We start from the raw sequence: 13,198 nt of genomic DNA on the forward strand, positions 1-13,198 counted from the left end.
TGCCCCCACGCCTAAGCCGTTATTAAAGTGCCTTCTCCAGCACCAGCAGCGTGAGCGGCTGCCGGGGGATGCCGAAGCGCGGGTCGGTAGGGAAAGGCTCGGTGGCGCCGGTCTGGCGGTAGCCTTGGCGCTCGTAGTAGGCAATGAGCTCGGGCCGCACCGAGATGACGGTCATCTTGCTGGTGGTGCAGCCGTGCTGCCGGCCGTAGTCCTCGGCCGCTTTGATGAGGAATTTGCCCACACCGTTGGTTTGGCGCACAGGGTCAACGGCCAGCATGCCGAGGTACACTCTCTGGCCCGAAGCGTGGGCGTAGAAGCTGCCCAGCAGCTCGCCGCTTTCGCCCAGGCACATGAGGAGGGCGGCACCGGGCACGGCCAGCATCTCGCGCAGGCTTTCTTCGTCGATGCGCTGGCCGTCGAGCAGGTGGGCCTCGGTGGTCCAGCCCTGGCGGGAAGCGTCGCCGCGGTAGGCGCGGTTCACGAGACGGGTGAGGCGGGAGACGTCGGCGGAAGTGGCGGTGGCACTAAAAAAAAGTGTACTCATGCCTCAAAAATAGAACGAATAGCTATTCTTTCTTTAATGCATCAAACATCTCTCATAATGCTACGATTATTAAAATTTTGATAATAATAATTCAATTTTTATAAAGAATTTTGTTTAATATATAAATAAATAAATTATATAGTCGCCATAATTAAAAATTTTGCATTTGGCGTTTTTTAATTGAATTATTTCATAATAGTTTTGCCCATAAGTTAAAAATGAGCCGGTTTATTCATTTTTAATTACTACTCTTATCCGCTTCAGCTGGCTTGCGTTGCTGTTGCTTTAGTTCCTCTCTGGCTATGGGATAGTGCTTATCCGAGCCCGGTGCGCGGCTGGTTTTCCGGTCGTGGCCTGCTAAGGGCTGCGTGTGTCTTTTGTCGGGAGAAAATCTCCCAATTGCTTAACCCAAGCTCAATTTCATTTCATGAAAGAATTTTCCAAACCATTGGGCATTACCCCGGCCCCATCGCCGGACCGGGGAGGCCAAACCGTTGCGGGCGCTGCCCTGCGCCGTATGCTGCAAGCGCTTTTGGTACTGGTGGCCTGCGCCTGCTTCTCACCGCGGGAGGTGGCTGCCCAAACGGGGCCTTCCGCTACGTTCGGCCTTTCTCTAAGCGACCTGCAAGCCGTGGTGCAGCAGGCGCTGGACTTGCCCGCGTTGCAGCAGTACTACCCGGTGGATGCCAACAACACTCTGCAACCCGTCAACATCGTGCAACTGCCGTTGGCCATGCCCGCGGGCCTGACGCTGACCAAAGGCGGCAGCCCGGTGAACTTCATCGCCATTACGCCGGCCCAATTTTCCAACCTCGCGGTCGATGCTTACGCCATGTTCCGCAGCATTGAGGCTTCGGGCACCGGGGTAAGCGTGCGCTTTAACTATTTCTACAAAGCTGCCGACAATAGCCCGCACACGGCATCCGTGGCGCTTCAATACCAACAGGATGCCACCGGTTGGCACGTTGTAAACTCCACCGTAAACGACTCCGCGCTATGATTTTATATTCTACAACAACCACGCGGCACCTGAAGGGGCTGGTTTTTCTGCTGCTTGGCCTTATCGGCTTCGCTTTTGCCGCCCAGGCCCAGGTACTGAACTCCGGGTTTGAAACCGGCACCCTGGCTAACTGGACCGGGGCGGGCACCCTTTCGGTTACGGCAAATTTTGCGGCGAACTCTTCCGGGGGCACGTGGGCCGTGAGCCCGGCCGGACTGAAAATGTCCCAAATGCAGCCCGGCACCGCGGTGGCAAACAAAGCCGTTGCTGAAGCGAATCTTGGCCTGCCCGCGGGCGCTTTGGTTGCCTCGAACGCCAGCGTGTTCAACCCGGCCACCAACTTCGGCACGTTGACTCAGTCCATCAGCCTTGGCGCCGGACAGACTTTCACAATGTACTGGAACTACGTATCTCAAGACTACGCGCCCTACAACGACGGCGTGGTAGCCACCCTGACCGGCCCCTCGTATCAGAGCATCAAGCTGCTGGCCGTGACGGTTAACGCGTACGGCGATGCCCAAACCATCGTGACGGGCAGCTACGGCAGCACCAATTGGCACGCCGTCACCTTCACGGCCGCTGCGGCCGGCACCTACAAACTGGGTTTTGCGTGTTTCAACTCCCAAGATACCTCGGTGAACCCCATTCTGTTCAATGACAATGCCCCCGGTGGGACTTCGGCCCCGGGCCAGCCCATCGTTACAACGGCAGCCGTAACCTCAACCAGCACGACGACTGCCACTTCGGGCGGCAACGTCACCGCCGACGGCGGTTCGGCCGTGACCGCCCGCGGCGTATGCTGGGGCACCAGCACCCTGCCCACCATTGCCGGAACCCATACGTCGGACGGCACCGGCACCGGGGCTTTTACTTCCAGCCTCACGGGCCTGACGGCAGGCGTGGCCTATTACGTGCGCGCTTATGCCACGAACATTGCCGGCACCGTGTACGGTGCGCAGGTAACCATTGCCGCCGACAACGTGCCGCCGGTTATCACTACCAACGGCAACAAGAGCGTGCTGGCCGGTGCCGGCGTTTGCGGCGCGCTGGTTGCGGTGAGCGCCACGGCTACGGATAACGTTTCGGTGGGGGCACCTGCCGGCGTGCGCAACGACGGGAAGGCGCTGACGGCCCTCTACCCGGTCGGCGTAACCACCATCACCTGGACGGTGTCGGACACCAACGGCAACGCGGCCATTCCCGTCACCCAAACGGTGACGGTAACCGACGGACAAGCTCCCACCATCACGGCCCCGGCTGCCAAAACGGTGTCGACTGACGCTGGCCAATGCTCGGCTGCCAACGTGGCCCTGGGCACGGCCACGGCCGCCGACAACTGCACGGCGGTAACGGTTACCAACGACGCCCCGGCTACTTTCCCCAAAGGCACCACCACCGTGACCTGGACGGCCACCGACGCCGCCGGCAACGCGGCTATGGCCACCCAAACGGTGACCGTGACGGACACCGAACTGCCTGTGATTGCAACCCCGCTGTCCGTTGTGGCCAGCACCGACCCCGGCCAGTGCAGCGCCACCAGCGTGAACCTGGGCACCCCCGTGTTCAGCGACAACTGCTCGGCCACGATTGCCAACGATGCACCCGCTTCCTTCCCGAAAGGCACCACCACGGTGACGTGGACGGTAACGGATGCCGCCGGCAACGTGGCCACCGCTACCCAGCAGGTGACCGTAATAGATAACGAAATGCCCACCATCACCACCCCGGTGTCTGTAGTGGCTTCAACCGACCCCGGCCAGTGCTCAGCCACCAACGTGGCCCTGGTCTCGCCTGTGGCGGCCGATAACTGTGGCACCGTCGTGGTGACCAATAATGCCCCGGCAACCTTCCCCAAAGGCAGCACCACTGTTATCTGGACGGCTAGAGACGCTGCCGGTAACGTGGCCACGTCCACGCAGACGGTGACGGTGAACGACACCGAGTTGCCCACCATCGCAGCCCCCACGGCCAAAGTGGTGTCGACCGATGCCGGCCAGTGCTCGGCTACCAACGTGGCCCTAGGCTCGGCCACGGCTGGTGATAACTGCGCTGGTGTGGCTGTGACCAACAACGCCCCGGCTACTTTCCCCAAAGGCACTACGACGGTGACCTGGACGGCTACCGACGCCTCGGGCAACACCGCGACGGCCACGCAGCTGGTAACCGTGAACGACACCGAGCGCCCTGTATTGGCCGCGCTTTCGAACCTGAGCGTGAACGCCCCGGCCACCACGTGCGGCGCGGTGGTAAGCTTCGCCCCGGCCGCCAGCGACAACTGCGGCGCCACGGTGACCACCAGCCCGGCCTCGGGTAGCACCTTCGCCGTGGGCACTACCACGGTGAACGTGACGGCCACCGACGCCGCCGGCAACCAGAGCACCGGCAGCTTCACGGTGACGGTGCGCGACGTGACGGCCCCCACCGCCCTGGCCAAGACCTTTGACGTGACCCTGGCCAACGGCCAGGCCACGGTAACAGCCGCTCAGGTGAATAACGGCAGCAACGACGCCTGCGGCATCCGCTCGCTGAGCCTGAGCAAGACCAGCTTTGACTGCTCGAACATCGGCAACAACCCCGTGACGCTGACCGTGACCGACAACAACGGCAACACCAGCACCGCCTCGGGCGTGGTGAACGTGCGCGGCGACGTGCCCGTGGTAAGCATTGCGGCCACGCCGGCTAGCGTCAACTACAGCGCCAAGTCCATTGTGGTGTACCTCGGCTACGGCTCGCCTACGGCCACGCTCACCGCTTCGAGCGGCGCCCTGACCGGCGTGAGCTACGTGTGGACGGCGGCCCCGGGCCTGAGCACCCTCAACGGCGCGAGCACCACCTTCACGCCCACCGCCGAAGGCCAGTACAACTTTACCGTGACGGCCACCAGCGCCACCGGCTGCACCAGCACGGGCACGGTGAAGGTGTACGTGGAAGACGTGCGCTGCGGCAATAACGCCAACAACGACAAGGTGCAAATCTGCCACAATGGCCAGACCATCTGTGTATCGACCAGCGCGCTGAGCACCCACCTGGGCCACGGCGACAAGGTGGGCGACTGCAGCGTGAGCTTCCCGCGTGGCATGGCGGAAACCGCCCCGGCTGCTACTATCAAGGCTGTCAACGAGCTGTTGGCCTTCCCGAACCCGGTGACGGAGAGCGCCACGGTGCAGTTCCGCACCGCGCAGGACGGCCCGGCCCAGGTCATCGTGTACAACGAACTGGGCCAGCGCGTGGCCACCTTGTTCGAGGGTGCCGCCACGGCCGGCCAGCAGTACTCGCTCACGCTCAAAGGCCAGAACCTGGCTTCGGGCCTGTACGTGTGCCGCCTCGTGACCAACGGCAAAACCGAGATGCTGCGCCTGACCATTGCCCGCTAATCCATCAGGCAATACAGCATAAAAAAACTTCCGCAGCTTCGGCTGCGGAAGTTTTTTGCTTTTCAGGGGTTTGCCACGAGCGTGGCGCGCGTTATTTCCGCAGGTACCCGCCCAAATCCGACACGCTGGCAATGCCCAACTGGCGCGCCTGCTGCCCGCGCATGAGCAGGGCGTAGGTGTTGTTGAAGCCAAGCGGCGCCAGCCATTCCAGCCCGTAGCGCCGCCGAAATTCGGCCCGCACGTAGCTGAGCACCGCCGCCGGGCGTCCGCCCAGCGAGTCGACCACCTGCGGCCGGGGCTGTAGCAGCACCAGCAGGCCGGTGCCGGTGTATTCGGGGTAAAGGTCGATGGCACCGGTGCGCAGCGCCTCGAAGCAGATGCTGGTGGCGCCCAGGCCGCTTTTGGTTTCCACAGCCAGGTCGGTATTGCCCCGAATGAGGGCGGCGTACATCTCAATGAGGATATACTGCTCAGCAAAAATCTTGGAGCCCAGCCGCACCACCGGCGCGCTCGGCACGGCTGGACGCGGGGCGCGCCACAGCCCGCGCCGCCGCAGAAATGCCTCGGCAATGACTTTGGGGTCTTCGTGCAAGTAATCGGCCCGGTAGTTCAGTTCCGTCATGGCCGAATCGGAAATCTGCCCGTCAAGCTGCGCCAGCACGGCGCGCAGTTCCGGATGGGCGCGCAGCACGGCGGGGCGCACCACGGGCACGGCGTAGTAAGGCGGGAACACCCGGCGGTCGTCGCGTAGCACGCGCAGGCCGTAGGCCCGGATGCGGCCGTCGGTGCTGTAGCCGTCTATCACGTCCACGTTGGCCTGGTGGGCGGCCTCGTACACCAATGCGGGGGCCAGCACCACGCTGGGCAGGTGCGTGAGGCCGTAGGCTTTGGTGAGGCCGGGCAGGCCGTCGGCGCGGCCCACAAACTCGGGGCTGAAGCCGGCCAGCAGCTTGCCCGTGGCCCGAGGCAGTAGGTAGCCGCCGGCCAGCAGCGGCAGCGCCACCAGCAATGCCGCACCCGTTTGCCGCAGCCGCCGGGCGCTGAGCTTCTGCACACCGCCCAGCAGCGCATCGAAGGCCAAGGCCAGCCCCGCGGCCGGCAGCGCCCCGGCCAGTATCATCACCGGATTATTTAGGTTGATGCCGCCGAAGATGAACTCGCCCAGCCCGCCGGCTGCCACATAGGCCGCCAGCGTGGCCACGCCCACGTTGATGACGGCCGCCGTGCGGATGCCGGCCATGAGCACCGGCAGCGCCAGCGGCAGTTCTACCTGCCGGAGCACCTGCCCATCGGTGAGGCCCAGGCCGCGGGCGGCTTCCTCCACGGCCGGTGGCACGCCCTGAATACCAGCCAGCGTGTTGCGAATAATGGGCAGCAGCGAATACAGAAACAGCGCAAAAATGGCCGGCTTCGGTCCAATACCCAGCAGCGGAATCAGAAAGCCGAGCAGGGCAATGCTGGGCACCGTCTGGAGCACGCCGGCCAGGCCCAGCACGGCCGGCGCCCAGCGTGGCCGGCGCGACAAAAACAACCCCAGCGGCCCGCCCACCAGCACCGCCAGCAGCAGCGACGCCGCCGTGAGGCCAATATGCTGCAAGGTTTGCTCGCCCAGTTTGCCGGCTTGCGCGTGCCAGAAAGTGAATAGTGCGCTTAGCGTTTCCATGCGTCCTCCTCTCGTTGCAGGGCCTCGCCGAAAGCGGCCATTAGTTGGGCAACGGTGAATTTCTCGGTGGCGTTAGCAGGTCCGGCCGTCAGCTTTTCCAGGGCTTCGTGCACGGTGAGGCACGGGTTGGCGCCGTCCGGCAATTGTGTGCCAAAAACGTCGCCCAGCGTGAGGACGCGCAGCTGCAACGCCAACCGCTCGGCTGCGAAAAAGCGGCGCACAAAGTCGTTGGCGGGCTGAAATAACAATTCGCGCGGCGTGCCCAGCTGCTGCACCCGGCCGGCATCGAGCAGCACAATGCGGTCGGCTAACTCAAAGGCCTCCGTCACGTCGTGCGTCACGAGCACCACGGTTTTGCTCCGCAACTCCTCCAACTCCCGAAACTCGCGCCGGATGCTGGCCCGCGTCAGCGGGTCGAGGGCACCGAAGGGCTCATCCAAGAGGATGATGGGCGGGTCGGCGGCCAGGGCGCGGGCCAGGCCCACGCGCTGCTGCTGCCCGCCCGAAAGCTGGTGCGGCAGCTGGCCGGCGTAGCGCTGGGGCGGCAGGTGCAGGCGCGTGAGCAGCGCCGTGGTGCGCTCCGCAATAGCGGCCGGAGCGTGGCCCAGTAGGCGCGGTACCACCGCAATGTTCTCAGCCACTGTGTAGTGTGGCAGCAACCCCACCTGCTGAATCACATAGCCAATGCCGCGCCGCAGCACCTCGGGGCGCTGGGCCTGCACGTTGTGGCCGTTGATTGCGACAGTGCCGCCGTCGGGCTCAATCAGGCGGTTGAGCATTTTGAGCAGCGTGGTTTTGCCGCAGCCGCTGGGGCCCAGCAGCACCAGCGTTTCGCCGGCCGCCAGTTCGAAGGATACGTCCTGCACCACGGCCTGGGTGCTGTAACTTTTGCACAGGTTGGCAACGCGGATGACGGGCGGCAGGGGAGGAGGCACGAAGCAAGGTAAGGATTCGAAGGGACGTCATGCTGAGCCTGTCGAAGCATCTCTACCGCAATAGTAAATGAATACTTGTGCAGCAGAGATGCTTCGACAAGCGCAGCATGACGTCCCTTTAACTCCTAATTCAGGCCACAGTTACCAAAGTCGGATATCCGTCATGCCCGTCGGGATGGGCGGCAGTTCGCTGAAGCCCAGCACGCACCAGTTGTCCTGCACGCCGAAGGTGCCGCCTTGCAGCACGTAGCTAATCCAGCGGGTGATGCTCTGGCCGGTGAACTGCTCGGTTTCGGGCTCAAATTCGCGCAGCAAAAGCTGGTCGCCCACCTGGAAGCTGCGGTCGTTTTCGCGCACGTCGAAGGGCTTATTGCCGGCCTTCACCGCCGCAAAGCAGGAAGGCCAGATTTTGAGCTCATGGTTTTGGTGCTGCGAGGGGTTGGTGATGTGAAACTGGGGAACGAATTGGTCGGCGAAGGTCAGGTTCGTAGTCATGGGGATGAATGGTTAGGGAGGGCGCGGCCGGCTGGTGGGCTGCCTGGGTGGCAGCGGCAGGGCGGGGCTTAGGCGCCGTCGGGGGTGAAAACTTGTTTTCTCAAGTTAAGCAAAAAACAAGGCCAAGATGCTCCAACGGCAAGGCAATCAGGATGGTTCCAAGGGAATTGTTGGCCGGGTTCGGCGCTGGGCCGTGCTTATTTGGGCCTGCCCAGCTGCTCACACAATCGATTGAACGTGGCGCGTTGGCGGCTTTTCGGATGCAGGCAAGCCCGGCGCGAGCGCCAATGAAAAGCCTGCTACATTCCCTCAGATGCCGCAAAAAAATAATAGCTCGGCGCCCGGCGTGCCGTTATTTGAATGTTCATTTCGCCTCCTGTTCATGAAAACGCTTCTCCCGACGCTTGCCCTTTTCAGCCTTTTCGCAGGCCCGGCCGCCCACGCTCAGGCCCCACTCACGGTGCCCAAGCCCGTGACGGCCGCCCTAGAGCAAGTGCGCCCTGCCGATATCAAAGCCCACATTGCCTACCTGGCCGACGACCGCCTGCAGGGCCGCAAAGCCGGCACGCCCGGCTACCAACTGGCCGTCGACTACGTCACCCAACAACTCAAAACCTTGGGCGTGCAGCCCGCCGGCGAAGCCGGTACCTACATTCAGAAAGTGCGCCTGCGCCGCGCCTTCCTGCAGCCCGGCGCTACCTTCGAAGCCCGTGATGCCCAGGGTGCTGCCCTGCCCCTCGCCGCCGGCCCCGACTACGTGCTCTACCCCAGCCCTGAACTGCCGGCCACCCGCGTCAGCAACGCGCCGCTGGCCTTCGCCGGCTTCGGCATCAGTGCCCCCGAGCTGGGCTACGACGACTACGCCGGCCTCGATGTGCGCGGCAAAGTGGTGCTGATTGTGCGCGGCGCGCCCCGCACGTTCGTGTCCACGGTGGCCTCGGCCAGCCAGGATTTGGCCGTGCTGCTCAAAACGGCCGTCGCCCACGGCGCGGTGGGCTTGCTGGTGGCCTCCACCCGCGTCGCACCGCCGGCCAGCGTCAGGGCCGGCACCTACAGCGTGCTGGGCGCCAAGGGAAAGGTGGCGGCCTCGCGCACCTTCGCGCCCGGCAGCCAGCAGCAGTTTTATGGGGCGGTGAATGCGGTGGCGCTCCAGAAGTTTCTGCAAACCTCGGCGCTCGATACCACGGCGGTTTTCGCCGCCATTCGCGCTGGCAAACCGGCTTCGGCCGTGCTCAAAACCACCATCACAGCCAGCGCGCAATCCCGGTATCAGGACTTCGAGAGCTACAACGTGGTGGGCCAGTTCCCCGGCTCCGATGCCAGGCTGAAGAGCGAATACGTGGTGCACTCAGCTCACCTCGACCACCTCGGCATCACGGCGCCGGTGCAGGGCGACTCCATCAACAACGGCGCCCACGACAATGCCTCGGGCGTGGCCTGCGTGCTCGAAATCGCCAAAATCTACTCCAAGCTCAAGGAGAGGCCCAAACGCACGATGCTCTTCGTGTTCATGACCGGTGAGGAGCTGGGCCAACTGGGGTCCACCGCCTTCGCCACCAACCCCACCGTGCCCAAGGCCAGCATCGTGGCCGATATCAACATGGACATGCCCACGCTCATTGCCCCGCTGCTGAGCGTGGTGGCGCTGGGCGCCCCGCATTCCACCCTTATCGAGCCGGTGAAAAAGGCCTGCGCCTACATGGCCATCGACCTCGAAAATGACCCCGAGCCCGAGCAAAACCGCTTCATCCGCAGCGACCAGTACAGCTTCGTAACGGCCGGCATTCCGGCCCTGCACCTCAAATACGGCAACAAAACCGCCGATGGCCGCAACAACCTCAGCGAAGAAGTGCAGAAGTGGCGCGCCGCCACCTACCACAAGCCTCAGGACGACATCAACGGCCGCTTCGACTTCGAGGCCGGCCGCAAGTACGTGCAGCTCTGCTTCCTCGTCGGCTACCAGGTGGCGCAGAATCCGGTGCGCCCCATGTGGAACAAAGGCGACTTTTTCGGCGCGCGCTACGGGATGCGGTAAAGCAAAGAGAAACCTAAAAACCAGAACGTCATGCTGAGCGCAGCCGAAGCATCTCTACCGCAATACTAAATCAAGATTAGTTACGCGGTAGAGATGCTTCGGCTGCGCTCAGCATGACGGGCCTTCTAAATCCAAGGGTTTACTCCTCGTCCTCAAACTTGCCCATGGCCCCGCTTTCAAAATCGGCAATGGCCTGTACCAACTCATTGTTGGTGTTCATCACAAACGGGCCATACGTGGTCAGGGGCTTGTCGCTCGGCGCGATGGTCATGGGCCCAATGTGGTCGATGAGCAGGAAGGGGCTGAGCTGGCGGATGCGCGGCCCCGGCATGGGGCTCGTCACCTGAAAGCCGTCGCCCACCGCCTTGCGGTTGCCGTCAATCACCTGAAATACGCGGCGGAAAGAAGTGGCCGGGCTAGTTTCCGTAAAAAGCGAAAAAAGCGAGCGGGAAGGCCGGCAGTCAGCGGCCGTTCAGAAAAAGCGTTTGGGTGCAAAATAGTTATCTGGCCGGACGTTGATAACAGGGTTTTGGCCGACAGTTTCTAGCCAGGCTATCACAATCGGTTGCGGTAGTTTTTGAATAAAAACCCTTATTTATCAGTTGGTTGCAAGAATGGGTTGTGCATCTATATTTACGCGTCATTCGCTGAGAACCCCGGCCTGTCCACGGCGGCTAAACCGTTTTTGACTGACTGCGAAAACCTGCTTACACTCCAAAATTCCCTCATGCTCACTTCCTCCAAAACGCAGCGCCTGGCGCCCGTGCTGGCCGCCTCGCTGGCCCTGCTCGGCGCCTGCCAAAGCAACAATTCCACTCAGGAAACCACCGCCACCTCTGAAGCGCCCAAGGCCGATACCACGGCCGCCGCCCCGGCTACTAAGCAGCCCTTGTCGCAGCCGCTCATCAGCAACATCTACACGGCCGACCCGTCGGCGCACATTTTTGAAGGCAAGATTTATATCTACCCCTCGCACGATATCGAGGCCAGCATTCCGGAAAACGACAAGGGTGACCATTTTGCCATGCGCGACTACCACATCCTGTCCATGGACAGCATCGGCGGCAAGGTGACGGACCACGGCGTGGGGCTCGACATCAAGGACATTCCCTGGGCCGGCCGCCAGCTGTGGGCGCCCGATGCCGCCTTCAAAAATGGTACTTACTACCTGTATTTCCCCGTCAAAGACAAGCAAGACGTCTTCCGCATCGGCGTGGCGACCAGCACCACGCCCGCCGGCCCGTTCAAGGCCGAAGCCACGCCCATGGCCGGCAGCTTCAGCATCGACCCCGCCGTATTCCAGGACACTGATGGCAAATCCTACATGTATTTCGGCGGCCTCTGGGGCGGCCAGCTACAGCGCTGGCAGAAAGGCACCTACAACGCCAACGCCCCCGAAAAAGAGCCCAACACCGCCGTGCCCGCCCTCAACGCCCGCGTCGGCAAGTTGTCGGCTGATATGAAGCATTTCGACGGACCGGTGCAGGAAATCCAAATCCTCGACGAAGCCGGTAAGCCCCTGCTGGCCAGCGACACCAAGCGCCGCTTCTTCGAAGGCGGCTGGATGCACAAGTACCAGGGCAAGTATTATTTCTCCTACTCTACCGGCGACACGCACCTGCTGGTGTACGCCACCAGCGACAAACCCACCGGCCCCTTCACCTACCAGGGCGTCATCATGGAGCCCGTGCAGGGCTGGACCACGCACCACTCCATCATCGAGAAAGACGGCAAGTGGTACATCTTCTACCACGACACCCAGCTCTCAGGCAAAACCTGGCTGCGCAACATCAAAGTGACCGAACTCAAGCGCCGGGCTGATGGCGGCATCGAGACGATAGTGCCGTAGAGCACAAGCAGAAGCGCAAGAGGAAAGCCCGTCATGCAGAGCGCAGCGAAGCATCTTGCCCGCCACTACTAATCCCTTTTGATTGGATTTACTGGTGGCGGGCAAGATGCTTCGCTGCGCTCTGCATGACGTAATATTAGGTGCCGAAACTTTCCGCCGCCCTCTTTGCTTTAAGCATTCGTATTTTTGCATCATCATGCGGCCCGGCCGCTTTTTATAAATCATTACGACAATGGCAGTTTATCCCGAATACATGGTGGCGCCCATCCGCCAGGACCTCACCGAGGTTGGTTTTGAGCAGCTGATGACCCCCGAGGCCGTCGAATCGGCCCTCGCCGACAAAGAAGGCACCGTGCTGGTGGCCGTGAACTCGGTGTGCGGCTGCGCCGCCGCCAAGGCCCGCCCGGCCCTGAAAATGGCCCTCGCCAGCGCCGACAAAAAGCCCGGCAAGCTCGTGACCGTTTTTGCCGGTATGGAAACCGACGCCGTGGCCAAAATGCGCGAGCACCTGCTGCCGTACCCGCCCTCGTCCCCCTGCATCGCCCTGTTCAAAGACGGCGAGCTGGTGCACATGATTGAGCGCTACCACATCGAAGGCTCCGACGCCATGCGCATCGTGAACAACCTGCAAGGCGCGTTCGAAGAGTATTGCTAAGCCGAAACCTAAGCCGCTGGCTTGGATTCGTAGATGGTCGTCCCGCTCGCGGGGCGACCATTTTTTGTAGTGCCTTCCTTCTGGTCGGATTTATCAGAAGGCTTGGTGGTGGCAATGAGGATGGCGCCGGCCACCATAAGCCCCGCGCCCAGCAACACCTGCCACGTCAGTTTTTCTTTCAGAAACAACGCCGCCAGCAGCACCGAAAAGATGAGCGCCGTATTCGTGAGCGGCGACACGCGTGAGGCATCGCCCAGCGACAACGCGCGAAACGTGAGCAGCGACGAGGTGCCCGTGAGTACGCCCGCCGCGACCAGGAAAATCCAGCTTTTGCGGTCAATCTTGCCGATTTCGGGCAGCACGCCCTGCCACAACACCGTGCCCCACGAAACCACAATTATCAGCACCGCCTGAATGGCGAAGGCCAGGCTCGGCGGCACGTTTTTGATTCCCGCTTTCGAAAGCGTCACGACGGTAGCCGATACCACGGCCGCCAACAAGGCAAAGACTATCCACATAAGCTGAACCGGGCTCCGAACTCCAACCAGCGAGCTGCGTGCGCCTGGCAATACGCGCCGCATGGGCCCGGGTTCGAAACAACCCCGGCCGGATACAAAAAATGCCGCCTCATCAGGCGGCATTTTTGGC

Annotated in this window: 11 protein-coding genes; 5 read left to right on the plus strand and 6 right to left on the minus strand. The window is 62.3% G+C overall.

What is annotated here, in order from left to right; all coding sequences use genetic code 11:
* Positions 1-22: 22 nt before the first annotated feature.
* Positions 23-544, minus strand: coding sequence for a GNAT family N-acetyltransferase (locus Q4S41_RS06495; protein ID WP_305030288.1), 522 nt, complete (start codon positions 542-544; stop codon positions 23-25).
* Positions 545-1,061: 517 nt separating this feature from the next.
* Here Q4S41_RS06495 and Q4S41_RS06500 point away from each other — a divergent pair.
* Together Q4S41_RS06500 and Q4S41_RS06505 are read left to right on the plus strand one after the other, a co-directional pair.
* Positions 1,062-1,544, plus strand: coding sequence for a hypothetical protein (locus Q4S41_RS06500; protein WP_305030289.1), 483 nt, complete (start codon positions 1,062-1,064; stop codon positions 1,542-1,544).
* On the plus strand, positions 1,541-4,918 hold the full coding sequence (locus Q4S41_RS06505; protein WP_305030290.1) for an HYR domain-containing protein: 3,378 nt from the start codon (positions 1,541-1,543) through the stop codon (positions 4,916-4,918). The genes Q4S41_RS06500 and Q4S41_RS06505 overlap by 4 nt, the downstream gene beginning before the upstream one ends.
* Positions 4,919-5,009: 91 nt before the next feature.
* Here Q4S41_RS06505 and Q4S41_RS06510 read toward each other — a convergent pair whose 3' ends face one another.
* From Q4S41_RS06510 to Q4S41_RS06520, 3 genes are all read right to left on the minus strand, one after another.
* On the minus strand, positions 5,010-6,581 hold the full coding sequence (locus Q4S41_RS06510) for an ABC transporter permease/substrate-binding protein (RefSeq protein ID WP_305030291.1): 1,572 nt from the start codon (positions 6,579-6,581) through the stop codon (positions 5,010-5,012).
* Positions 6,569-7,516 (minus strand): ABC transporter ATP-binding protein, encoded by a 948-nt coding sequence (locus tag Q4S41_RS06515; RefSeq protein ID WP_369811252.1) that lies wholly within the window; start codon positions 7,514-7,516, stop codon positions 6,569-6,571. The genes Q4S41_RS06510 and Q4S41_RS06515 overlap by 13 nt, the downstream gene beginning before the upstream one ends.
* Before the next feature lie 141 nt (positions 7,517-7,657).
* Positions 7,658-8,011, minus strand: coding sequence for an ASCH/PUA domain-containing protein (locus Q4S41_RS06520; protein WP_305030292.1), 354 nt, complete (start codon positions 8,009-8,011; stop codon positions 7,658-7,660).
* Between the two features lie 382 nt (positions 8,012-8,393).
* Here Q4S41_RS06520 and Q4S41_RS06525 point away from each other — a divergent pair, with 382 nt between their 5' ends.
* Entirely contained in the window at positions 8,394-10,046 is a 1,653-nt protein-coding gene (locus Q4S41_RS06525; protein WP_305030293.1) for a M28 family peptidase, read from the plus strand.
* Between the two features lie 139 nt (positions 10,047-10,185).
* Here the strand turns inward: Q4S41_RS06525 and Q4S41_RS06530 are convergent, their stop codons facing one another.
* On the minus strand, positions 10,186-10,431 hold the full coding sequence (locus Q4S41_RS06530; RefSeq protein ID WP_305030294.1) for a pirin-like C-terminal cupin domain-containing protein: 246 nt from the start codon (positions 10,429-10,431) through the stop codon (positions 10,186-10,188).
* 342 nt (positions 10,432-10,773) lie between these two features.
* Between Q4S41_RS06530 and Q4S41_RS06535 the strand changes: the two genes are divergently transcribed.
* Positions 10,774-11,895, plus strand: coding sequence for a glycoside hydrolase family 43 protein (locus Q4S41_RS06535; protein WP_305030295.1), 1,122 nt, complete (start codon positions 10,774-10,776; stop codon positions 11,893-11,895).
* A gap of 232 nt (positions 11,896-12,127) precedes the next feature.
* Positions 12,128-12,550: a BrxA/BrxB family bacilliredoxin gene (locus tag Q4S41_RS06540; protein WP_190927064.1), complete on the plus strand. Its 423-nt coding sequence runs from the start codon at positions 12,128-12,130 to the stop codon at positions 12,548-12,550.
* An 8-nt stretch (positions 12,551-12,558) separates the two neighbouring features.
* Here the strand turns inward: Q4S41_RS06540 and Q4S41_RS06545 are convergent, their stop codons facing one another.
* Complete coding sequence (locus Q4S41_RS06545) at positions 12,559-13,068, minus strand: EamA family transporter (protein WP_305030296.1); 510 nt, start codon at positions 13,066-13,068, stop codon at positions 12,559-12,561.
* Between the last annotated feature and the right edge of the window lie 130 nt (positions 13,069-13,198).

This window comes from Hymenobacter convexus, from assembly GCF_030580955.1.
Lineage (GTDB): Bacteria > Bacteroidota > Bacteroidia > Cytophagales > Hymenobacteraceae > Hymenobacter.